Below are 19,784 nucleotides of genomic sequence, written 5' to 3' on the forward strand. Positions count from 1 at the left end.
CGATCAAGAACAGGGTCAGGTTGGGCTACCCCTGATTTCTCGGACACCACAAAGCGAGGACAATCCTTGCACGGAGGTGTTCGATGCAGAAGCGTCAGCGGTTCACGGCGGAGTTCAAGCCCTTCACAGGCGATCAATATTCCTCGTCCTCGAGATGCATGCGTCGAATCAACGCGCGGAAGCGGGGCTCCTGATGCAGGGTGAGCCAGCGTACGTCCACCAACAGGAAGCTCATGTGGACGTCACGTTCGGCATATGCGCGTTCCAGCATGTCCAGCGCTCGCTCTCGGTCCCCCAATGCGCTGTAGACCGCCGCCAGGCTGCTCGCAGGAACATAGCCGGTGCGTGCGCGCCGCTCGAGATCGGCAAGCACCTGCTCGGCCGCACCGCGATCGCCTGCCTGGACATGCGCCCGGGCAAGGTAGGACAGGACGATCGAGCTGTCTCCGGACAACTCACGCGCCCGGCGCAGGTCGGTGATCGCCTGGGCGTGGTCGCCGCGTCCCAGTGCGGTGCCGGCGCGGATGACCATCGCGATCCAGAAATCCGGTTCCAGTTGCAGCACTTTCTCCAGCCGCTGGCGGGCCTCGTCGACATGACCGGCATTGCCGACGAAAACCGACACCAGGGTGTTGACCAGAGGCGATAGCGGGTCGAGCAGCGCGGCGTAGCGCGCCTGGCTGGCCGCTTCGTCCGCGCGGCCGATATTGTTGAGCAAATGGGCGAGGGCGAAATGCGCCTCGGCCAGATTGGGATCCAACGACACGGCGTGCCGGAGCGAGGCCTCCGCGCGTGCCCAGTCCCAGTCGTACCAGAATTCGATGAAGCCCCTGGAAGAATAGGCTTCGGCGGAGTCCGGATCGATCGCCAACGCTTGCGTGACTGCCTGCTTGGCGAGCGGGAACATCGCACGCGGATCGCGTTCCCCTGTGATGACCAGCGCGCGATAGGCGAAGGCGGCGCCCGCCCAAGCACGGGCGCAGGCGGGATCGCGATCGGTCGCTTGCCGGAACGCGGCAAGCGCTTCGGTCAAGCGCCTCGGGTCCGGGCGGAAAATCAGGTAGCGGCCGCGTAGGTAGGCGCGATAGGCTCGCGCGTCGCTGCCGTCGCAGGGACTGCTGTGGCGTGCGCTGGCCGTATCCTCCAGCGATAGGGCGGAGATGACGGCTTCGGCCAGCACATCCTGCAGCGTGAACACCCGCTCGGGAGCTTGGTCGAAGGTGCCGGCCCACACCGTCCGGCCGTCGGCGAGCGACAGCAGTCGCGCATTGACACGGATCGAGTTTCCGCGTTGCTGGGTCGAGCCTTCGACAACGAAATCGGCACCAAGCGTTCTACCCGCCCGGAGCGGATCGACCTTGGCGCCGGTGAAGCGCTGCACCGAATTCAGCGACAGGACGCGCATCGAGGTCGCGCGGCTCAGCCGGGCGATCAATGTTTCCGCCATGCCGAGTTCGAGCATCTCATCCCGACCGTCGCCTTCCCGGCCGATGGCGCGGAATGGCAGTACCGCCAGGGTCATCGTGGCGGTCGCTGCGTTCGTCGCGACCACCGGTCCCTGCATCTGCCCGCGCCAGGCTATGCCCGCCGCCAGCGTGGCCGCAAACAGGACGACGGCCAGCGCGCCGCGGATCAGCCAGCGCCATCGCGTGGGCGCTGCAGGCGTCGGCGCTCCCCGATCGGCCGATGTCTGCGTCGTAGTGCCGGTATCGGCGCCCGGCGGGGCGGCTGCCGCCGGCACAGGCAGCGCCTCGTCTTCCACCGTCGCCACGAAGCAATAGCCGCGCCCAGGCACCGTGACGATGTAGCGATGGTCGCCGGCGCCAGTGCCGAACGCCCTTCTCAGTGCCGAGATCAACTGGGTAAGGTTGTTCTCTTCGACCACCCGGCCGGGCCAGACCGATGCCAGCAACGCATCCTTGCCGAGGATCTGACCGCGATGCTCGATCAGCTGCAACAGCACGTCGATCGCCTTGGGCGTCAGCGCGACGGCTGCACCGTCGGGAGCGAACAGCTCCCGGGTCATCGCATCGAGGCGGTAGCCGGCGATTCTGTAGTGGCGATGGACGGGAGCAGTCATGCGCTTTCAGGAATTCTCATGTTTTCTCATCGGATAAAGCAAGACTTATCGGCCACGAAGGCGGAACGTTCCGGCGCGGCAATGGCATTGCCGTCCACCTTTCTCTTCTCAAGGAGATCATCATGCACCTTCCTCGCCGCGCCCCAGTCGATAATGCCCGCGGTGCGCGCAGCCGGCGCCGCCACCTTCGTTCCGGGTTGTTGGCCGCCTGCCTGGGCCTGTTCGCCGCAGGCCCTGCCGGCGCCAATGCGGTGGTCGACTGGAACACCATCTTCGAACAGGTCGCGCCCGCGGCCGGCGCGCCGCCCCAGTGGACTCGCCTGGGCGCGATGACCCACATTGCGATCCACGACGCGCTGAACGCCATCGACCCCCGCTACCGGACCTACAGCGTGGTGCCGCCGGCCAACCACAACGCCTCGCCCGACGCCGCCATCGCCGCCGCCGCGCACGGAGTGTTGATGAGCGAGCTGAGCCGTCCGCCCGAAACTTCCTTGAAGGCGGCCTCGCGCGCCCGGGTGCAGGCCGTCTACGCTGCGGCGCTGGCAGGGATCGCCGATGGCCCGGCCAAGAGCCAGGGCGTCGCGGCCGGACAGGAGGCGGCTGCGGCGATCATCTCGCAGCGGACGGGCGACGGATCGGCGACGCCGCACCTGCCCTATACGCTAGCCCCTGGGCCGGGGGTCCATCAGCCGACGCAACCGGATCTGACCGCGCCCCTGTTCGGTGGCTGGGGCCAGGTCAGGCCGTTCGCGATGAACAGCCCGTCGCAGTTCCGCGCGGCGCCTTCGCCGCTGTTCAACCTGCGCGGACTCGTCTACGCGCTCAACTACCTTGAGGTGCAAGCTCTCGGCGCAGCCAGCGTGCGCGCGGCGGCGCCGGATTCCGAGCGCAGCCGCATCGCGCGGTTCTGGCCAGGCGGCGGCGCCAACGGCAATGCTGTTGCCCGGACGATCGTCGCAAACCGTGGCCTCGACAGCTGGCAGCATGCACGCTTGTTCGCGCTGTTGAACATCGCCAATGCCGACGCGGCGATCGCCGCCTTCGAAACCAAGTACCGGTACAACTTCTGGCGCCCGCTCACCGCGATCCGCTGGGCCAGCGACGGCAACCGGTTTACCTGGTCCGATCCGGCGTGGTTGCCGTATCTGCCCACGCCGCCATACCCCGAATACACCTGCGGCCTGACGGCAAATACCGGCAGCAGCACCGGGATCCTGCGCCGCTACTTCGGCACCGACAATGTGCCCTACGCCCTCACGGTCACGATCCCGCGGCCGCCGCCGCTGCCACCGGAGACCCTGACCCGCAGCTACGCGACGCTGTCCCAGGCCGCCATCGAGTCGGTGGATGCGCGCGTGTATGGCGGTATTCATTTCCGCTCATCGTGCGTGCAGGGTCTACGCCAGGCCGAGAAAGTCAGCCGTTTCGTCTTCAATCACTATCTGCGGCCGCTGAGATAGAAACGCATGGCGGCAGATCTCGGATGTAGCACGGCACCCGAGCGGATCGCGCGACTCTCGATCCGCTTCTGCCTCAGCGGCCCTAACAACGTAGTCCTCCTTCTCGCCAACAGGGGCGACGGAATGCAGCGCAGATCGCGCCGACTCTAGGCGATGAATCGCTTTTTACAGTTCGCTTACCTGAATTTCACAACCGCCTTCGCGTTTGATTCGTAATGAATCCGTTCGGATCACTCTCGGGAGAGGGACAATGAAAAAGCACTCCATCATCACCACTGTTTTTGCGCTCCTATTGCCCATCGGCTCGGCGATGGCCGCCGTGGTGCATGTCAGCGGTCACGGCGTGAGCCACGACCCTGGCATCGCGCTGGAGGATGCGCGCGCCGATGCCGTCGCCCAATGCACTGCGCAAGGCGGGGTACCGGTGGAAGAGGTGTATTACCACCTGTCCTGGGCGGCGCGGTGGCTTGCGTCCTCGGTCTGGTCATGCGAAGTGCCATGACACGCGCACGGCGGGCAGCTGTCGATGGACTATGAGGCGATGTTCCGCTGACGAACGCGGGTTCAATTGATCGATGCAACACACTGAAGACTGCCACGAGCAGCGGGAGTGTTGCAGATGAAGTACAGGAAGAGGATCTACTACACCGACGGCCAGAAGGGCCTGATGTGGGATCGCTGGCAGCGGGGCGAGTCCCTGCACCAGATCGCAGCGCTGTTTGATCGGCGGCATACCTCGGTTCGAAGGATCCTGGCTGAGTCCGGTGGCATCCGTCCGTCTCAACGACGACGCTCGGTGCGCGTGTTGAGCCTGGCCGTACGGGAAGAGATCTCCCGTGGCATGGCCGCGGGGAAGTCGATGCGTACGATCGCCGCGTCCTTGGGCCGGGCCCCGTCGACAATCAGCCGTGAGCTTGGACGCAATGAAGGCCGCCAAGGCTACCGGGCCAGCCAGGCCGACCAAGCTGCTTGGGATCGGGCGCGCCGACACAAGCCCTGTAAGCTGATCCTGCACCGGGCCTTGGCACGGCAAGTAGCCAGCAAGCTGCAGCAGCAATGGTCACCGCAGCAGGTAGCCGGCTGGCTCCAGCGCACCTATCCCGACGACACGAGCCGTCAGGTGTCCCACGAGACGATCTACCGCACGCTCTACATCCAATCCCGCGGGGCCCTGAAGCAAGAGCTTCTGGCACACCTGCGGCGAACCCGAGGCATGCGCCGCTCGCGCCACCACACGCAGAAGACACCCGACCACGGCAGGATCAAGGACACGATCTCGATCAGCGAGCGCCCCGCTTCAGCCGAGGATCGGGCAGTTCCGGGTCACTGGGAAGGGGACCTGCTGTTCGGAGATCGGAACAGCCAGATAGCCACCTTGGTGGAGCGATACACGCGTTACGTGATGCTGGTGAAGGTTGATGGCAAAGACACCGAGACGGTGGTCAACGCCTTGATCAAGAATGCACGCCGTCTCCCGAAACAGCTGTATCAGTCGCTGACTTGGGACCGGGGCAAGGAGATGGCAGCACACCGCCGCTTCACTTTGGCCACCGACATCCAGGTCTACTTCTGTGATCCACACCATCCGTGGCAGCGCGGCTCCAACGAAAACACGAACGGGCTGCTGAGGCAGTACTTCCCCAAGGGCGTCAGCCTGTCCAACGTGTCCCAGGCCGAACTCGATGAGGTGGCGCGGAAGTTGAACGAACGACCCCGGAAGACGCTAGGCTACGAGACGCCAGCCGAGCGATATCGGCAAGTCGTTGCGTCGATCGGTTGAATCCAAGATCGGAAGCGGTCATTCGCGATCTGCGCCCAGCAATGAAAAATAGTTCAAGACCGATGTCGATTTCCGGGAGGCTCATTCGTCGTCACGATAGGAAGCCGAAGAAATTCGCCCAACTCAATGAGGTGAGAGGATGAACACCAGCAGCGAAGTTACCCGAGAAATCGAAGTTACCCGCGAAATCATTGAACGTTTCCATAACGCGTTTGAGACGCACCGCCCCGATGACCTCGACGATCTAATTGGCGAAGGCTGCGTTCTCGAAAATACGGCGCCAGCCCCGGACGGCGCGCGATACGATGGTCGTGAGGCATGCCTCGATTTCTGGAAGGGCATCGCATCCTCTGCGAATCTTGTCTTCGAAGCAGAGGAGATTTGGGCCAGCGAGGACCGCGGGATCATCCGCTGGAATCTTCGCTGGGGCGAGAACGAGACGGACCGGGTTCGAGGGGTAAACATCATGCGCGTTCGGGGTGGAAAGATCGTTGAATGTCTGGGATACGTGAAGGGATAGGGAGCATGTTATTTGCGCTCCCGTTGGCTGTGCGCCAAGGTCGTAGAGCGCGACAGTTTCACTGCGAAGTTCCAAAGATCGGCACAGCCTGCGACGTGGTATACGCTCGCGGCATATCAAGCGTGTCGGTTGCCAGATTCGATGTGCCATGTGAGCAAGCATATTGGAATAGTTGGTTGTTCTGCTGAGGGGTCTGCTTTGTGTTGCCGGACGATGTCGTGGCGGCCAGCCACGCTGCCGAGCTGGCTCACCACACCCTGCCTCTGCTGGGGCACGCGATCCATGACGGGGCGGACGCCGTGCGTGAGCTGCTGGTTGCGAGCAATAGGGACGGAGTGAAATCAGTCGACCCGCTTCTGCGGAAAAAGTGTTTGGAAAATGTGTCAGGGGCAGTTTCCGACCTTGTGCCGAGCATCTATCCGCCGGCCGGTTTCAAGGAAATTGTCCCTGACACCTTCGCTTGAGAATTTCACTTAGCGCTAAGATTTTTCGCAATCACGCTTGCATCACTATATTTAGACATAAGATATTAAAGTTGCCTCCCTATACGAAGGAGGAGGAGGCGCATGACCTCCCACATCTGGCCGGGAGCCGGCCGACAACGCCTTTTCGTGTCTCTCGTGTGCCTGCTTGTTGCAGGAACGATGATCGGTTTGTCGGCGAATCTCGCCAAGCTCGCCGCTGAAGCGGGCCTTACACCTTTTGCACTATTGGCGTGGTCGGTTCTCGGCGCCAGTCTGGTCCATCTGGGCGCGGCGATCTCGCGGTCGCCCTGCTCGATGAGGCGGAGCGCCCCAAGCACCATCGAGCAAGATTCACCGTCGCTTATTGACGCGCCTGGGTGAGGAGCATGTTGCGCTCATGGGATCAATGTCGCCCGCCGTTCAGATGTACGACCAGGCGAAGTCATTCGCGGTCGGCACGCAGGTGGAGCAATCGTTCCACCGCGACTTCGCGGTGAACACCGACCGCGCCGCCACTTAAGATGGTCGGCGGCGCACCGAGTTCAAGCCAAGGAGAAATCAAATGACCGAGTTGAACAATGGAAGAATCGGCGGACCGGCCAAGAGCCTTCTAACGCCCGAGAATTGCTGCCTGATGATGATCGACTATCAGCCCGTGCCCTTCTCGACGGTACGGTCGATGGACCCGCAGCTGCTGATCAACAATGCGATCGGCGTGGCGAAGACCGCCAAGGCTTTCGGCGTGCCGACCATCCTTACGTCCGTGTTGGAAGAGCGGTTCGACGGCCCCTTCCTGCCGCAGCTTCGCGAGGTCTTCGATGGACGCGAGGCGATCAATCGGACCGGCAACAACCCTTGGGAGGACGAGCGGGTCGTCGCTGAAATCGAGAAGACCGGCCGCCAGAAGATTCTCTTCGCGGGGCTTTGGACTGGCAACTGCATCGCTCTTCCCGTGCTCTCCGCTATGGAGGACGGCTTCGACGCCTATGTGGTCGCGGACGCCTGCGGCGACGCCAACGAGACGGCGCACGCGATGGCGCTGCAGCGGATGATCCAGGCGGGGGCGCAGCCGATCACCTGGCAGATCCTGATGCTCGAACTGCTGCGCGACTGGGCGAACGAGGACAAGGCGGCCGCCGTCAACGAGATCGCAAAGCAGCATGCCGGCGTCCAGGGTCAGGCTGCGATCTATTTCGAGGGCATGGTGGCCGACAGGGCGGAGCGGTGAAGCGCGGCAGGGGCGAAGACACGTTCAAACATCCCTGGTCGATCGCTGAGGAGCTCATGCGATGCAGTTCTCCCGTCACCACCAGAGCCTTGGCGAGAGGCTTGACGTCGCGCCGGGGCAACGCGCGAAACAGCGCCATCTCAAGTAGTTCGTAGTCGCTCAGAGCGTCCGCGCCGGCATTGCGGAAGCGCACACGCACTTGGGTCTAAAAAAGGGGTCAGGTTCATTTATCCGCTGACCGCGGCGAGCGACCGCGGGGCCTGGGCTCCGTCGAGCGCCGTGTCAGCGCTTCGATCTGGCGTTTGAACTTGTCGGAACCCCAAGGGCTTCTGCTGGCGGGTGTGGAGGGCGAGGGCTTCGGCCTCGCCGAGCGGCAGGCCAGCTTCGACGAGGGGCCGGTAGGCCGTGCGGCGCGTCCCAGCGTCCGGGCCCAGTCGCCGGTAGGCGGGATGCGGCTGGAGGCGGGCATCGCACGACGTGCTGCGGAGCGCCGGCCAGGTCGAAACGGGGTTGGCGGGCCATGCCGGGCGACCGGTGGGAGTGGAGGCCCAGCGTCGGGGGAAGCGTGCGCCTGCGCCATCGGAAGATTCCGGGTTATGGCGAATCTAGGGATATCCCTAGATTCCACGCGCAGCACGGCCGGGTATGCTGCGGTCGGCATCACGGAGACTGGCCATGTTCATCGATGGGATCCGGCACACTCCCTACATTCCGACGACCAGTGCTCCGCCTGCGCCGGTGGAGCCGGGGACGCCCGATTACTACCAGCAGCGGTACGACGACTTCGCCGCCCATAATCCGGGCGTGCAACCGCCCGACTACTACCTCGAATACGGCCAGAAGTACGCCGATCGGTTCAGCTCGCTGGACGACAGGGATCTTTCGGCCGAAGGCCTGGCGTGGCGCGACAACACGCTGCTGGCGCTGCAGCAGGCCATCGAGGACAAGCGGATCAACGATCCCGAGGGATTCGCCGAACTCGAGAACGATCCGGAGGCGTTTCGCCGGTTCGCCTTCGAAACCCATCCCGCGGCCTATGTCGATTCGGGGCTGTACGACTTGCCCGTGCAGGATCTTCTGGTGATCGCGGGTACGCCCGACATCAACGACGTGTTGAGCCAGGAGGGGATCGACCAGTCCCTGATCACGGTTGGCGAGCTGGATCCGGGTGACGTGCCCGACATCCTGCTCTCTACCGGCGAACAGTACGTAAGAGACAACGGTGTGCTCGCATTCACGCCGTTCGGGCCCGGCCTGGAGCTCGGGACGCAGGCGCAACGCTTGTGGGAGCGGGCCACGGAGCAATCCTGGATGCCGCCGGGCGTGGAATGGGTGGTGGCGCCGTTGCCGACCCTCGACAATGCGCTGCCGGATATCGACCTGCCCGGGCCGCTTCCGGATGATGTTCCTCTGGTCCCGTTCCTGTAGCTCAAGGCGGGCTGCTGTTGATTCGGCGGATATCGTGGAATTCGTAAGGCGGGCCTGAGTCCGCCCTACGCACGCTGGTCGGATTCACTTGCCGGATGAAGCCAGTCGCCGGTAGGCGGGATGCGGCTGGACGCGGGCATCGTCGTGCCCGCGCATTGGTATTTGCCGTTCATCGGGATCGACCCGTCCCAACAGGGCAAGGGGTACGGCGCAGCATTGATGAAACACGCCGTCAACGCATGCGATCGCGATCACGCGATGGCCTATCTTGAATCCAGCAACCCAAAGAACATTCGTCTCTATGAACAGCACGGATTCGAGTTGTTGGGCACCATTCAAGTGGGGACGTCGCCGCTCCGCAAATCGCGGGGATAAAAAAGGTCCCAGGTTCATTCTCGCTGCAGGATAAGAGCGGACCAGGGAGCGCGGAGCCCCGCGATCTGAGCGGGGGAGGGTATCGGGCCCGGCAATAGTTGCATAGCTAACTAAATGGCGCTAGTCTCTACCGCATGTTCGATCGCTGCCTGTACTTCAATACCGCCGCCTTGTCGCGGATGCTCGAGCGCGTCTGGACGCAGGCATTCAGTCCGTTCGGCCTGAGCCCCCCGCAGGCATTCCTGCTGCGTGCGGTGATCGCGCAACCGGGGCAGTTGCAGCGCGAACTGGCCGACGTCCTGACCATCACCCGCCCTACCGCGACGCGGCTGCTGGATGGGCTGCAACAGCGGGAATTGATCGAACGCCGCAGTTCGGGCAACGACGGCCGCGAGCTGGAAATCCACCCCACCGCCGCCGCGCTGGCGATCGCCAACGATCTCAACCGCGCCAGCGCGGCCGTCACCCGCCGCCTGCAGAAGACGCTGGGGGAACGGCGCTTCGGCGACGTCGTCGCGCAGATGCGGCAGGTACGCGAAATGCTGGGCTGAACCATGCCCATATAGTTGCATAACTAACTAAAAGGAGAACCGACATGCCCATTCTCAACGTCAAGGTTGCCGCGGTGCGCTCGCAGGCGCTGTCGAAGGCGATAGCGTCGCTGCTGCAGGACCTGACCGCGCGCGTTCTGCGCAAGGACCCGGCGGTGACCGCCATCGCCATCGATTTCGTCGCCCCCGAGGATTGGTACGCCGGCGGACGCAGCCTCGCCGAGCAGCGCAAGAGCAGCGTCTATTTCGACATAAAGGTCACCGACGAAACCAATACCAAGGACGAGAAGGCGGAGTTCATCCGCGAGGCCTTCTCCGGGCTGGCCGCCTTGCTCGGAAACCTGCACGAGGAAAGCTATATCCATGTGCACGATGTGCGTGCGGCAGCCTACGGCTACGGCGGCGTCACCCAGGAAGCGCGTTACCACCAGCGCGGCTGACTATCCGGACGTCTGGTCGCCCGCCGTGCCAGGTTCCAGATCGAAGCGGTCGCACGCCAGCCGGATCTGCGCGGGCTGAGGAGTTTTCCAAGGTGGCGTGGAGCCGGAAAAGTGTCAGGGACAATTTCTGACCTCCAGTCACGGCTCAGGAAGCGACGCGCAGCACGATCTTGCCGCGACGGCCGCCGGCCTCGATCAGCCGATGCGCCTGCGCCGCGTCTTCCAGCGGCAGCGTGCGCTCGATGACAGGGACGAGCAGGCCCTTTTCGACCAGTGCGCCGATGAGCTCCAGGCGTTGCCGCCGTTGCGTGGTGAGCACCAGATGCAACTGGATGTTCCGCTCCCAGCCGCGGATCAGGTTCTGCGGGAGGGCATGGTCGACGATGGAGACCAGGCGTCCGCCGTCGGCGAGCTGGCCGCAGCCGCGCTCGATGGCATCGCCGCCGATCGTGTCGAGCACCAAATCAAACCCGCGGCCGTCGGTCGCATTCGCGAGCCGCGCGTCGAGGTCAGGTGCGCGGTAGTCGATGGCAATGTCGGCGCCGAGGCTCTTGACGAAATCGGCCTGCTCGCTGCGGCAGGTGGTCACCACGAAGGCCCCCGTGGCGCGTGCGATCTGGATCGCATAGATGCCCACGCCGCCCGTTCCGGCATGCACCAGGATCCGCTCGCCGGGTTCGAGCTTGCCGCGCTCGATCAGACATTCCCAGGCGGTGCCGGCTGACAGCGGCAACGCCGCGGCTTCTTCGAAGCCGAGCCCGGGCGGCTTCAATGCCACGATGGCCGCATCCTCGACGTGGTGGGTCGCGTAGCCGCCTTCATTGCTGAGGAGGCGCGGAACGTAGTACACCTCGTCGCCGGGCCGCAGGTCCCGGACCGCTTCGCCGACGTGCTCGACGGTGCCGGCGATATCCACGCCAAGACGGCCAGGCAGCGGAGTCGTAGCGGCATAGTCCCCGCGTCGCGTCTGGATGTCGACCGGATTCACGGAGGCGGCCTTGACCCGGACCCAAAAAAGGGGTCAGGTTCATTTATCCGCTGACCGCGGCGAGCGACCGCGGGGCCTGAGCTCCGTCGAGCGCCGTGTCAGCGCTTCGATCTGGCGTTTGAACTTGTCGGAGCCCCAGGGCTTCTGCTGGCGGGTGTGGAGGGCGAGGGCTTCGGCCTCGCCGGGCGGCAGGCCGGCTTCGACGAGGGGCCGGTAGGCCGTGCGGCGCGTCCCAGCGTCCGGGCCCAGTCGCCGGTAGGCGGGATGCGGCTGGACGCGGACTAAAGGGGACGGAGGCAATTAAGCCGTAGGATGGAGCCGCCGAAGGCAATTGCGTCATCAGCTAGAAGGGACGGAGGGAATCAACCCACCTCCGTGCCCGGTTCCCGCCGGGGTCGCCCTCTTGGCCTGATGGCGGCGGGTCATTACATCCGGGCCGGGTATGATCAGCCACCCCGGCCCCGGGCTTTGTTGGCCCGATCTTGAAGCCGGATACGCTGCAAGGACGATGGACGCCTACGCGCTCGCAATATTGATAGTGGGTTTGGCGCTGCTGGGCGCCGCGTGGGTGCCTCATCTCGTCAAGCGCAATCCGCTGACCTTCCCCATCATTTACGTGGCGGTAGGTGCGTTGCTTTACACGCTGCCCTTGCCGCTGCCGCCGGCCGATCCGGTGCGCTATCCGCTCATTACCGAGCACCTGACCGAATTGGCGGTAATCGTGGCCCTGGTGGGCGTGGGCCTGCGCATCGACACGCGCTTTGGCTGGCGGCGCTGGGCGCTCACCTGGCGGTTGCTGGGCATCACCATGCCGCTGACCATCCTGGCCGGCCTGTGGCTGGGCCAGGCCTGGCTCGGCTACAGCGTGGCCACGGCCATGCTGCTGGGTGCAGTGCTGGCGCCCACCGATCCGGTGCTGGCCGGGGACGTTCAGGTACATGCGCCCGGGAAGGGCGGCGAGGACTCGGTTCGCTTCGCCCTGACCTCGGAAGCCGGATTGAACGACGGCCTGGCCTTTCCCTTCGTCTGGCTGGCGGTGGCCTTGGCGTTGGCCTCCGCCGGCGAGCCGATGGACTGGGGCCGCTGGCTGGCCCTGGATGTCCTGTGGAGGGTGCTGGGCGGTGTGGCGATTGGCGTGCTCGTGGGCTACACCCTTATGCACCTGATCTTCCGCAGCGAAAGCGAACCCACGCTTTCCAAGAGCGGTGAAGGACTGGCCGCCCTGGCGATCACGCTGACCGTCTATGGCGTGGCCGAACTGTGCCATACCTACGGATTCCTGGCCGTGTTCGTGGCCGCATTGGTGGTGCGGCAGAAAGAACGGGACCACGACTACCACGGCGTCCTCGACACCTTCGCGCAGCAGTGCGAGAAGCTGCTGATGGCCTTGATGCTGCTGTTGCTGGGCGGCGCGCTCGCCAGCGGAATCCTGTCTGACCTGGACTGGCGCGGCGTCGTGTTCGCGCTGGTTTTCGTGCTGGTGGTACGCCCCCTTGCCGGCTGGCTGGGGCTGATCGGCGCGCCGCTGGCGACGCGGGATCGATGGGCCATCGCCGTGTTCGGCGTGCGGGGCATCGGCTCGCTGTATTACCTGGCCTTTGCCATGAACCATGCCGCGTTCCGCGATGCCGGTGAACTGTGGGCGGTGGTCTGCCTGACGGTGGTGCTGTCCATCCTGGTCCACGGCTTGACGGCCAGCGGCGTGATGGCCTGGCTGGATCGACGCAGGCGAGGTCGTCGATTCCGCACGACCAAAGGGGACCGAGGCAATTAAGCGACTAAAGGCGGAAAAGGTGCCAGGGACGAATGGCGCTTACTTAAGGTTCTTTTGCCCGATTTCGAGATACCACAGCCCTGCGTCGCCGCTTCGTAGGAGCGCGCCATGCGCGCGCTATTTCGAGGGCATGGTGGCCGACAGGGCGGAGCGGTGAAGCGAGGCAGGGGCGAAGACACGCTCAAACACCCCTGGTCGATCGCTGAGGAGCAAATCCGTCGAACGGTCCGATGTTGTCACCATCGCTCCACCCAATCGGTGCCACCTCTTGACTATAGGAAATCCGGCTTCAGTCCGGCCAGAAACTCGGCGAAGCTGCCGGCGACTGTGCCGACCTGGCTCCATCCATAGCCATCATCGCCAAACGTCTTTGCCTTAACCACGAGATAGAGAATACGACCATGATCTTTATCGTTCAGGTCCATGAGACAGTGGCCGTAGCCGCTGTCGAACGTAAACGGATAGACTTTCTGGGGCAGGCGCTCGCCGCTGTTTCCATAAACGGGGTCCATGTACCGCTTGTAGGCTTCAAGGATATATGGAGGGCCGGAAATCGAAGTCACGTCCGCCATTTTTGACTTTCCGCCGGGAAGCCGAACCTTTGTCTTGAACGTGAATATCTGCCGATTTTGGAGCGTTCTGGAACCGTATTTGAGGCAATACTCCTTATATTCCGCCGGCAAAACAACTCCCTGCGACTGCTCAAATGCCTCCAAATCGGCTTGCGTGATCGGCTTTTCCGGCCGCCCCATTTCGTCCGGCTTATCGAGGTAGGCCTTGAGATCGCTTGGCATATCCAATTGCATTTATTCGGTTCCTTTCATTGGGAATGATCTCGGCGGTCCGGGCTAGAATAGCTCGGAATCGATCATTGATGCGCCACCGATGTGGGCAACTCCACCTTCCGGCAAGCGATCGTCAGTCCCCGACAAGCCCATGGGCGGCAAGCCAGCTTGACAGTATGGCGAAGTACTCCGGCGAGTCCGGTCGCTCGGTACCGTCGTGCTTGGGGTCGAGTGTGGTCTTCAGGTCCGCCGTCATTTGCATGGCGTGGTCGGCGCCGGCAATCACATGGAACTGCATGTCCGGCATTTGCGACGCGACGATTTCCAACCGCTCGACCGAACGAGCGACAGGTACGACCGCGTCGTCGGCGCCGTAGATGACCAGTGCCGGCACCGTAACCGCCTCGAGGTTCTTCAGCGGATCGTTCGCGATCTCCTTGCGCCAACCGGAAACAGCCCGGTCCGGCACGGTTTCGCCGATGTAGAGGTACTTGAACCAGGGCTTGGTCTTGGCGACGTCCACTCTCTTCTGAGCAGCCTCCCGACTGGCCGTACCCCGCATGTAGTCGTCCACGGCCTTCCGCGCCGCGACCATCTGGTCGATATCGGCTTGGGAGTAATCGTTGGCCCTGAGGTGGTTCGTCGAGGAAAACATCATCTGGACGTCCGCGGTGACGACGGGGGCCGAAACGGCGACCACGAAGGCGATATCGCGACTCCGCGATGCGGCGAGCGGCGAGATCCAGCCGCCCTGGCTCAATCCCCAGGTGCCGATGCGCTTCGGATCGATGCGTGGATCCGCTTTCAGGCTCTGCACGGCGGCGATCGCATCGTCGGACAGAAGCGTGAAATCGCCTCCGGCATCCTCCTCGCCGGACTGGCCGGATCCGCGCCGATCATAGATGAAGACGGCCATGCCAATCGCTGGCAGGATCGTTTCCAGGTGATCGTAGAGCGACGAGGTGCGCAGCGGTGACGACGCGCTGTGGGTCACGACGACCGCGGCCACGGGCTCGGGGCTGCTCGGCATGTAGAGGGTCCCCGAGAGTTCTGCATCACCGCGTGTGAACCGCCGATCCTCCGCCACGACATGAGTTGTCGCAGGAGCGCTCCATGGAAGCGCGGATGGCTTCTTCTGCGTCGCCGCGGCTGGCTGGAGCGAGCCGAGAATCACCATGAGCGCGCACAGACAAGCTCCCACGGCGAAACGCGCGGGTGCAGTCGGAGAAGTTCGAATCATGAGTCGGGCCTCTTTTGAATTGCCGCGTCGGCAGTTTGGTGTGTGGGACTCAGCCAGTTGCGTCGTACCGGGCACTCTCCGGGTTCTTCTTATGCAAGAACACCGCAGATGTACCGTTGCACGCGCAATTCCCGTGCCAAATACAAGCGGTTGATTCGGAAAAGTTTTTTCTTGCACAAAGAGTGTCCGCCCGGACACCCGCGGCGTCCGCGCGGACGCTTTCCCCGACGTTCCACGTTCCCGTAGAAGGGAAGCAGGGGTCAGAGTCGACTTTCCGAGGTGGTGGGATCGGTGCTCGTCCGAATTGTCCCTGACACCATTTTCCTGGCGATGGCCGTACCGGGACACTCTGGGAGGGGCGCTGCGCTAGCGCCCGGCTTCGAGCGGAAAAGGTGTCAGGGACAGTTTCCGATCTTGTGCCGAGGATCTATCCGCCGGCCGGTGCCGAGGATCTATCCGCCGGCCGGTTCCAAGGCAAATTGTCCCTGACACCTTTCTTGCTTGCGGCGAGTCACCTGCTTGATTGCCTCCGCCCCCTTTGATTGGCAACGGCCTAGTGGCTGCCCGATTCCGCAGGCAAGCACCACAACGCTTCGATCTTGCACAGCCTCGCCAGCATCTCCCGGTACTCCTGGGTGATCGCCGCCGTTTCCAGCTTGCCGAAGTGCTGGATCATGAATCCGTGCGGGCCTTCGATGGTCACGAACGGATAAGGAACCAACGCCGGCTTCGGGCCACCGACATCCTTGTTGGATACGTTCGGCGCGTAGTGCATGACGTGCGGATTGTTCGTGGTTGCCACGCGGTCGCTCTCCTCCGGGTTGTCGTACGTTCTGAGGATCGGCGATAGCATGTAGGAGACACCGGCCCGCTCGGGCGGCTTGTAGTACCCGGTCCGGTAACGCTGCTGGATGATCTCCTTCAGTTCCGCGGCGGGCATGCCCTTCGCCTGCATCGTCGCGATATCGAAGAAGACGCGCATGTGCGCCTTCGCGCCCGCGGCATCGAACGACACCGGATAGAGAATGTCGTCCCGATACTCAGCGAACCGCCACGATCCCCGCATCGTGTCTTCGCCGGTCCTGGCGACGAAGGTGTGGAATCCATTGTTGCCCTCGCGGGCGAGCTCAAAGCCCGTGCCGGGATTCAGAACATAGACGGTCGCGTCGTCCCTGAGGTGCGGCGGCAACGCGCTCAGGGCCAGTTGCATTTCCAGGTCCCGCGGCAACGGCTCGATCTTGCCCGTCGTCCTGGAACCCTGGGTGTCCTGGGCGCTCGCCGAGACAGAGAAAAGCAAAGCTGCCATCAGCGGGATGATCCGAAGCTTTCTCATACTGACCTCCGTTCGGTTGCTTCTGCTTGCCATGCAAGCCGGAATCCGGCGTTGTCGGGAAAGGTGTCAGGGACATTTTCCTAAAAGCTAAGCGTGAGCACAGCCCTGATTGTATGCGGTGGAATCGCAGACAGCAGGCCCGATCGCGCGGCCAGATACCCCTCCTGGCCAGTGATGTTCGAGGCCAGGATGCGCACCGCGGCCTGGCGGTCGGCGATGACACACCGATAGCGCGTCCCGAGGCTCAGCGTGGTGACGGCGGGCGCTCTGAACGCTGATCCAAGGCCACTTGGCCAAGCCGTTGCCGATTGCCAAGCTGGCGAAACTTGCCGGCGTAAGCACCCGCACGCTTGCTCGGTTTTGTCAGCAGGAGTTCGGCCAAACTCCGTCATCCGTCGTTCGGCGAATGCGATTGGAGCAAGCCCAGCGCATGCTGGAGCACACCGCACTGCCACTTAAGACTATCGCGACGAGAAACGGGATCGGGGATGAAGCGACCTTGTGGCGTCTTTTTAGACGCGAACTTGGCGTAGCGCCCGCAGAGTACAGAAGGCGCTTCAAACCGAACTCGGCTACTTGAAGGCGGTGTTCGGACGCTTGGAAGAACGGGGTCACCCTGGCACCTTTTCCCCCTCCGTCCCCTTTCTCTTTCCTGCTTTGAGGATCTTCGCGACCTCGGTATTGAGCCACCAGGTGTCGGAGAAGCCGAGGTTGCTCAGCGAAATGAGCATTGCATGCTGGTCGGGAAAGCGCTGGTAATTGCTAATGTAGCCGTTGTTGCCGCCGTCGTGGCCGAACATGCGCAATCCATCCTGCGAGCGGGCAACGATTCCCAACTGGTAACCCTTCGCGAGGCCGGGGCCTCCCATCATCTTCTCGAGCGTGGCGGGGGAGACCACCCGCCCTTCGGTAAGCGCGTCGTCGAGCGCCGCGAAATCGGCGGCGGTCGTACGCACCGCGCCGGCGCCCTGTTGGATGAAGCTCCAGTTGAGCGCCTGCTCCAGCTTGCCCGGCTCGCCGTTGTATCCCTCGGCCAGTCCGGGCTCGTGCACCGAGACGGGATGGCCCGCGATCGTGTTCGCGGCCTCGAGACTGGAATCCTTCATGCCAGCCGGCTGGAAGACGCGCGACGAAACCAGTTCGGCGAAAGGCAACCCCGACGCGTGCGCCACGGCATCGGCCAGCAGTTCGTAGTTGAAGTTGGAGTACGCGAACTGCGTACCCGGAGTAGTTCTCAGCTTGGCGCTTTCCGGCGCCAAGCCTGACATGAGCGCGCGCATCGCGGCAGGATGATCGCTGTGGAAGCGACGGGTGAGATCTTCGGTGAGATCCGGTATGCCAGAGGTGTGTCGCAGCAGGTGCTCGACGGTCACCACGCGCCAGGCTTCCGGCGCGTCGGTGACGTAGTCCGTGATCGGCGCATCGAGGGCCATCCCGCCTTCCTCAACCAGGCGCATCACCGACAGGGCGGTGATGAACTTGCTGATCGAATAGATCTTGAACCGCGTCGTGAGGGTCACCGGCGCATCATTGACGCGATCGGCTTGTCCACAGGCATGCGTGAAGGCGTCCCGGCTTTCGATGCGCACCAGCACCACGCCCGAAAACGTGCCGGCGGCGCATTCGGTCGCCAGCCGGGTCCGGATCGACGCGAAAGGATCCGGTCCGGGTCCGGTCGCATGCGCCAAGGACGACAGCGCGAGCAGGAAGAACAGGAGGAAACGATGCATTGTCTGGGTCCGGTCGATGTCGATGGATGGCATTTAACCAGTGCATGCGGGTCCACAACAATGGTCGGTTCGTCACGAGCGCACCATCTTCGCAATCCGTGCACACTTGGGGCCAGCCAGCGTAGCCCGGGTAAGCGACGCGCACCCGGGAAAGAAAGGGTTCCAGGTTCCGAGGTTTCCCCACGTTTTCCTTCGTGGGATCAGCCGTTAACGGTGATCTGACTGGAAACAAGTGCGCGCATGGCGCAGTCTTCAAGGTGACTAAGCGAAAGGAAAAGGTGTCAGGGACAGTTCCCGACCTTGTGCCGAGGATCTATCCGCCGGCCGGTTCCAAGGCAAATTGTCCCTGACACCTTTCTTTGATTCTTCCCTTCAGCCCAGGCGCAGCTCCTGCCTGCCGCCGGTTTCACAGGCGGCATAGATGGCATCGATGATCTTCAGGTCTTTCAGGCCTTCTTCGCCGTCAACGGGTACCACGGGTGTGTTCCCGTCAAGCAGGATGCCGGCCATCTCGTCCATCTGGATGGTCTGGTGCGTGGCGTGCGGTTGCGTGAGTTCGCCTTTGTGGGTACGGCCCTGGATGGGGCCATAGCCCGTGGCGGGTTGCAGCTCGGCGAACCCCTGTTCTCCGGTCATGAAAAACCGGTCCAGATGGTTCATCTGGTAGGTGGACAGGCAGGAAGCCACCGCTCCGCTGGGGAAGCCCAGTTGGAACTGGATGGTTTCGTCCACCCCTTCCTTGAACTTGACCGGGTCGGTCTTGGTTTGCTGCGCGGTCACCCATACCGGCTCTTCGCCCACCATGTAGCGGGCGCCGTTGATGGCGTAGATGCCGATATCCATCAATGCCCCGCCGCCGGCCAGCGCCTTGTCGAGCCGCCACTGGCCGGGATCGCCGATGCGGAAGCCGCACAGGCCCTGGAAGAACAGGATTCTTCCGAAATCGCCTGCCTTGCGCATGCGGACCACTTCCAGCGTCTTGGGCTCGAAATGCATCCGATAGCCCACCAGCAGCTTCACGCCGGCGTCGGCGCAGGCGTCGACCATGTCCTGCCCTTCCTTGGCGTTGACCGCCATCGGCTTTTCACAGATGACATGCTTTCCCGCCCTGGCGACGCGAATCACCTGATCGCGATGAAGCGCATTGGGGGTGATGACGTAAACCGCATCGATGTCCGGATCGTCCTTGATGCGGTCGAAGTTTTCATAGTTGTACCGGCTCTTTTCCGGCACACCGAACTTCGTTCCCCATTCCTGGAGCTTGGAAGGCGTTCCACTGATGAGCCCGGCGACCCTGGCGCGCTTGCAGGACTGCATGGCTTCCGCCACCCGGGCGGCATAGCTGCCCAGTCCCATGAGCGCGACGCGCAACGTCGTCCCCTGGTTGCCGCCGGTGCTGGCGGGATCCGCATCGGCGAGTGCCCGATATGGCGACAGCATCGGCACGACCACGGCCGAAGCCACCAGCTTCTGCAGGAAGTTGCGACGAAGGTGGTCCATTGTCATGGCGGTTGACGTGGTTTCTGGTCACACGGTTGAACAACTGTACCAACCAAATGGGACGGAGGGAATTAATCCACCTCCACCGTCACGCCCGTAGGGCGC

Annotated in this window: 19 protein-coding genes and 1 pseudogene; 12 read left to right on the plus strand and 8 right to left on the minus strand. The window is 63.4% G+C overall.

Annotation, left to right across the window (positions count from 1 at the left end):
• Positions 1-133 precede the first annotated feature (133 nt).
• Positions 134-2,080 carry a tetratricopeptide repeat protein gene (locus AB5T46_RS12800; RefSeq protein WP_370564374.1) on the minus strand — a complete coding sequence of 649 codons (1,947 nt, stop codon included), beginning with the start codon at positions 2,078-2,080 and terminating at the stop codon, positions 134-136.
• Positions 2,081-2,202: 122 nt separating this feature from the next.
• Here AB5T46_RS12800 and AB5T46_RS12805 point away from each other — a divergent pair, with 122 nt between their 5' ends.
• From AB5T46_RS12805 to AB5T46_RS12850, 10 genes are all read left to right on the plus strand, one after another.
• Positions 2,203-3,543, plus strand: a complete 1,341-nt coding sequence (locus tag AB5T46_RS12805) for a vanadium-dependent haloperoxidase (protein ID WP_370564375.1) — start codon at positions 2,203-2,205, stop codon at positions 3,541-3,543.
• Positions 3,544-3,793: 250 nt separating this feature from the next.
• On the plus strand, positions 3,794-4,045 hold the full coding sequence (locus AB5T46_RS12810) for a hypothetical protein (protein ID WP_370564376.1): 252 nt from the start codon (positions 3,794-3,796) through the stop codon (positions 4,043-4,045).
• 117 nt (positions 4,046-4,162) lie between these two features.
• Positions 4,163-5,323 (plus strand): IS30 family transposase, encoded by a 1,161-nt coding sequence (locus tag AB5T46_RS12815; RefSeq protein ID WP_370564377.1) that lies wholly within the window; start codon positions 4,163-4,165, stop codon positions 5,321-5,323.
• 139 nt (positions 5,324-5,462) lie between these two features.
• A complete protein-coding gene (locus AB5T46_RS12820; RefSeq protein WP_370564378.1) occupies positions 5,463-5,843 on the plus strand; it encodes a nuclear transport factor 2 family protein in 381 nt (126 codons plus the stop codon).
• Positions 5,844-6,409: 566 nt separating this feature from the next.
• Positions 6,410-6,688, plus strand: a complete 279-nt coding sequence (locus tag AB5T46_RS12825) for a hypothetical protein (RefSeq protein WP_370564379.1) — start codon at positions 6,410-6,412, stop codon at positions 6,686-6,688.
• 181 nt (positions 6,689-6,869) lie between these two features.
• Positions 6,870-7,535: an isochorismatase family protein gene (locus AB5T46_RS12830; protein ID WP_370564381.1), complete on the plus strand. Its 666-nt coding sequence runs from the start codon at positions 6,870-6,872 to the stop codon at positions 7,533-7,535.
• A gap of 675 nt (positions 7,536-8,210) precedes the next feature.
• Positions 8,211-8,963, plus strand: coding sequence for a hypothetical protein (locus AB5T46_RS12835; protein ID WP_370564382.1), 753 nt, complete (start codon positions 8,211-8,213; stop codon positions 8,961-8,963).
• A gap of 120 nt (positions 8,964-9,083) precedes the next feature.
• Complete coding sequence (locus tag AB5T46_RS12840; RefSeq protein ID WP_370564383.1) at positions 9,084-9,338, plus strand: GNAT family N-acetyltransferase; 255 nt, start codon at positions 9,084-9,086, stop codon at positions 9,336-9,338.
• 134 nt (positions 9,339-9,472) lie between these two features.
• A complete protein-coding gene (locus tag AB5T46_RS12845) occupies positions 9,473-9,889 on the plus strand; it encodes a MarR family winged helix-turn-helix transcriptional regulator (RefSeq protein WP_370564384.1) in 417 nt (138 codons plus the stop codon).
• Between the two features lie 44 nt (positions 9,890-9,933).
• Complete coding sequence (locus AB5T46_RS12850) at positions 9,934-10,329, plus strand: tautomerase family protein (protein ID WP_141623696.1); 396 nt, start codon at positions 9,934-9,936, stop codon at positions 10,327-10,329.
• A gap of 145 nt (positions 10,330-10,474) precedes the next feature.
• Here AB5T46_RS12850 and AB5T46_RS12855 read toward each other — a convergent pair whose 3' ends face one another.
• Positions 10,475-11,179 carry a quinone oxidoreductase family protein gene (locus AB5T46_RS12855; protein ID WP_370564532.1) on the minus strand — a complete coding sequence of 235 codons (705 nt, stop codon included), beginning with the start codon at positions 11,177-11,179 and terminating at the stop codon, positions 10,475-10,477.
• Positions 11,165-11,326, minus strand: a pseudogene (locus AB5T46_RS12860) (alcohol dehydrogenase catalytic domain-containing protein); the annotation flags it as partial. The pseudogene AB5T46_RS12860 and the gene AB5T46_RS12855, both read right to left, overlap by 15 nt.
• A gap of 499 nt (positions 11,327-11,825) precedes the next feature.
• On the opposite strand from AB5T46_RS12860, the gene AB5T46_RS12865 reads away from it, so the two are divergent.
• Complete coding sequence (locus AB5T46_RS12865; protein ID WP_370564385.1) at positions 11,826-13,091, plus strand: cation:proton antiporter; 1,266 nt, start codon at positions 11,826-11,828, stop codon at positions 13,089-13,091.
• Between the two features lie 272 nt (positions 13,092-13,363).
• Here the strand turns inward: AB5T46_RS12865 and AB5T46_RS12870 are convergent, their stop codons facing one another.
• The 3 genes from AB5T46_RS12870 to AB5T46_RS12880 form a co-directional block, all read right to left on the minus strand.
• Positions 13,364-13,897, minus strand: coding sequence for an SMI1/KNR4 family protein (locus tag AB5T46_RS12870; RefSeq protein WP_370564386.1), 534 nt, complete (start codon positions 13,895-13,897; stop codon positions 13,364-13,366).
• A 112-nt stretch (positions 13,898-14,009) separates the two neighbouring features.
• Positions 14,010-15,116 carry an alpha/beta hydrolase family protein gene (locus AB5T46_RS12875; RefSeq protein WP_370564387.1) on the minus strand — a complete coding sequence of 369 codons (1,107 nt, stop codon included), beginning with the start codon at positions 15,114-15,116 and terminating at the stop codon, positions 14,010-14,012.
• A 553-nt stretch (positions 15,117-15,669) separates the two neighbouring features.
• The gene (locus AB5T46_RS12880) at positions 15,670-16,449 is read right to left on the minus strand and encodes a hypothetical protein (RefSeq protein ID WP_370564389.1); all 780 of its coding nucleotides are present in this window, start codon (positions 16,447-16,449) and stop codon (positions 15,670-15,672) included.
• A 289-nt stretch (positions 16,450-16,738) separates the two neighbouring features.
• Here AB5T46_RS12880 and AB5T46_RS12885 point away from each other — a divergent pair, with 289 nt between their 5' ends.
• The gene (locus AB5T46_RS12885; RefSeq protein ID WP_370564390.1) at positions 16,739-17,029 is read left to right on the plus strand and encodes a helix-turn-helix domain-containing protein; all 291 of its coding nucleotides are present in this window, start codon (positions 16,739-16,741) and stop codon (positions 17,027-17,029) included.
• A gap of 31 nt (positions 17,030-17,060) precedes the next feature.
• Here AB5T46_RS12885 and AB5T46_RS12890 read toward each other — a convergent pair whose 3' ends face one another.
• Positions 17,061-18,212, minus strand: a complete 1,152-nt coding sequence (locus AB5T46_RS12890; protein WP_370564391.1) for a serine hydrolase domain-containing protein — start codon at positions 18,210-18,212, stop codon at positions 17,061-17,063.
• A gap of 339 nt (positions 18,213-18,551) precedes the next feature.
• Positions 18,552-19,685, minus strand: a complete 1,134-nt coding sequence (locus tag AB5T46_RS12895; RefSeq protein ID WP_370564392.1) for a Gfo/Idh/MocA family protein — start codon at positions 19,683-19,685, stop codon at positions 18,552-18,554.
• Positions 19,686-19,784: the final 99 nt, after the last annotated feature.

The organism is Luteimonas salinilitoris (genome assembly GCF_041300785.1).
Classification (GTDB): domain Bacteria; phylum Pseudomonadota; class Gammaproteobacteria; order Xanthomonadales; family Xanthomonadaceae; genus Luteimonas; species Luteimonas salinilitoris.

What these genes read in the sequence shown, in the direction of transcription:
- AB5T46_RS12800 (WP_370564374.1), bottom strand. Translation starts at nt 2,080, where the DNA reads ATGACTGCTCCCGTCCATCGCCACTACAGAATCGCCGGCTACCGCCTC.
- AB5T46_RS12805 (WP_370564375.1), top strand. Translation starts at nt 2,203, where the DNA reads ATGCACCTTCCTCGCCGCGCCCCAGTCGATAATGCCCGCGGTGCGCGC.
- AB5T46_RS12810 (WP_370564376.1), top strand. Translation starts at nt 3,794, where the DNA reads ATGAAAAAGCACTCCATCATCACCACTGTTTTTGCGCTCCTATTGCCC.
- AB5T46_RS12815 (WP_370564377.1), top strand. Translation starts at nt 4,163, where the DNA reads ATGAAGTACAGGAAGAGGATCTACTACACCGACGGCCAGAAGGGCCTG.
- AB5T46_RS12820 (WP_370564378.1), top strand. Translation starts at nt 5,463, where the DNA reads ATGAACACCAGCAGCGAAGTTACCCGAGAAATCGAAGTTACCCGCGAA.
- AB5T46_RS12825 (WP_370564379.1), top strand. Translation starts at nt 6,410, where the DNA reads ATGACCTCCCACATCTGGCCGGGAGCCGGCCGACAACGCCTTTTCGTG.
- AB5T46_RS12830 (WP_370564381.1), top strand. Translation starts at nt 6,870, where the DNA reads ATGACCGAGTTGAACAATGGAAGAATCGGCGGACCGGCCAAGAGCCTT.
- AB5T46_RS12835 (WP_370564382.1), top strand. Translation starts at nt 8,211, where the DNA reads ATGTTCATCGATGGGATCCGGCACACTCCCTACATTCCGACGACCAGT.
- AB5T46_RS12840 (WP_370564383.1), top strand. Translation starts at nt 9,084, where the DNA reads ATGCGGCTGGACGCGGGCATCGTCGTGCCCGCGCATTGGTATTTGCCG.
- AB5T46_RS12845 (WP_370564384.1), top strand. Translation starts at nt 9,473, where the DNA reads ATGTTCGATCGCTGCCTGTACTTCAATACCGCCGCCTTGTCGCGGATG.
- AB5T46_RS12850 (WP_141623696.1), top strand. Translation starts at nt 9,934, where the DNA reads ATGCCCATTCTCAACGTCAAGGTTGCCGCGGTGCGCTCGCAGGCGCTG.
- AB5T46_RS12865 (WP_370564385.1), top strand. Translation starts at nt 11,826, where the DNA reads ATGGACGCCTACGCGCTCGCAATATTGATAGTGGGTTTGGCGCTGCTG.
- AB5T46_RS12870 (WP_370564386.1), bottom strand. Translation starts at nt 13,897, where the DNA reads ATGCAATTGGATATGCCAAGCGATCTCAAGGCCTACCTCGATAAGCCG.
- AB5T46_RS12875 (WP_370564387.1), bottom strand. Translation starts at nt 15,116, where the DNA reads ATGATTCGAACTTCTCCGACTGCACCCGCGCGTTTCGCCGTGGGAGCT.
- AB5T46_RS12880 (WP_370564389.1), bottom strand. Translation starts at nt 16,449, where the DNA reads ATGAGAAAGCTTCGGATCATCCCGCTGATGGCAGCTTTGCTTTTCTCT.
- AB5T46_RS12890 (WP_370564391.1), bottom strand. Translation starts at nt 18,212, where the DNA reads ATGCCATCCATCGACATCGACCGGACCCAGACAATGCATCGTTTCCTC.
- AB5T46_RS12895 (WP_370564392.1), bottom strand. Translation starts at nt 19,685, where the DNA reads ATGACAATGGACCACCTTCGTCGCAACTTCCTGCAGAAGCTGGTGGCT.